This is a genomic window from Nocardiopsis sp. TNDT3 (assembly GCF_003427465.1).
In the GTDB taxonomy this organism is placed as follows: Bacteria; Actinomycetota; Actinomycetes; order Streptosporangiales; family Streptosporangiaceae; genus Nocardiopsis; species Nocardiopsis dassonvillei.
Genome location: NZ_QPFC01001108.1, coordinates 1 through 1,355, shown reverse-complemented (window position 1 = coordinate 1,355; position 1,355 = coordinate 1). Strand labels below are relative to the sequence as shown.

Below are 1,355 nucleotides of genomic sequence, written 5' to 3'. Positions count from 1 at the left end.
GGCCGGGACGGGAACCGTCCGCCCGCCGGTCACGTGCGCTGGCTGGGGGAGGGTCCGGCTGAGGCGGAGCCGCCGTACTACCGCCAGTCCACGAACTTCACGTGCGGCGCCGTCACCGCCCTGGTCGCGCAGGTGCAGGCCGGGGCGGTGCCCCGCGAGTCCCTGGACCGCCCGGCGGAGCTGACGCTGTGGCGCGACGCGACGAACTTCCCCGCCTGCGAGCCCGTCGGGCTGGGCGTGGCCGTGCGCCGGGCGTGGCCGTCGTCGCCCGTCACGGTGTTCCTCGACGTGGACCGGCCGGTCATGCTCGACTCCTACGCCGGGGACGAGAGGGAGTGGCGCGCGGTCCTCCAGCGCGCGTCGCGGGAGGACGCGGCGCGGGCCGGGGTCCCGGTGGATCCGCGCCGCCTGTCCACGGCTGACATCCGCGAAGCGATCGGCCGGGGGGAGCGCGTCCTGCTGCTGGTCTCCCTGGCCGCGATGCAGGGTTTCGACGTGCCGCACTGGGTGCTCTGCCACGGGGCGGTGCCGGACGCGCTCGTGGTCGAGGACCCCTGGACCAACGGCGCCACGGGCGACACCTGGGTCGACGCCCACCTGCTGCCCGTGTCCGACGCCGCGCTCGACACGATGTCGTCGCTGGAGGGGGACGGCTACCGCGGCGCCGTGGGCATCGCGGGGCCGGAGGGCGGCGTGGGCACCGTGGGGCCGGAGGGCGAGGAGCCGCTCCTGCGTCCCTGAGACTGTCCCGCGTCCGTGGACCGGTGCACCCCGGTCCGTCCAGGTGCACATTGATTCGTCTAGTTGCGCCCCGGTTTGTCCGGTGGTCGCCGTGGTCGCCGTGGTCGCCGGTTCTGGGAAAGTGGGGACGGGGCGCGGCACACCGTGTCCCGCAGCACCGACAAGGAGGAGGGGCGATGATCCTCATCGTCGTCAAGTTCCGGGTCAAGCCCGAGGTAGGAGACGGTTTCCTGGACGCGGTCGCCGACTTCACCGCGGCCACCCGCGCCGAGCCGGGCAACCTGTGGTTCGAGTGGTCCCGCAGCGTCGAGCGCGAGAACGAGTTCGTGCTCGTCGAGGCGTTCAAGGACGGCACCGCCGAGGCGCACGTCAACAGCGACCACTTCCGTGACGGGCTGGCCGCCATGAAGCCGCTGCTCACCGAGACCCCGCTCATCGTCAGCCGGGTCGTGGAGGGCGAGGGCTGGGACCGGATGGGCGAGCTCACCATCGACGCCTGACCGGTTTCCGTTTCCTCCAGACAGCATTCCGGCCCCGGGCGATCCGTCCTGGGCCGTTCCCGTGTTTTCCACAGGTGGGAGTTGGGGGTGGCCGTGGGTGGCGTGGTGATGGTT

Annotated in this window: 2 protein-coding genes; both read left to right on the top strand. The window is 72.7% G+C overall.

What is annotated here, in order from left to right:
- Nucleotides 1-741 (top strand): peptidase C39 family protein (locus DQW06_RS24460; protein WP_198662539.1); only part of this gene is annotated, 741 nt, incomplete at its 5' end.
- Between the two features lie 176 nt (nt 742-917).
- The gene (locus DQW06_RS24455) at nt 918-1,241 is read left to right on the top strand and encodes a putative quinol monooxygenase (RefSeq protein ID WP_117199388.1); all 324 of its coding nucleotides are present in this window, start codon (nt 918-920) and stop codon (nt 1,239-1,241) included.
- Nucleotides 1,242-1,355: the final 114 nt, after the last annotated feature.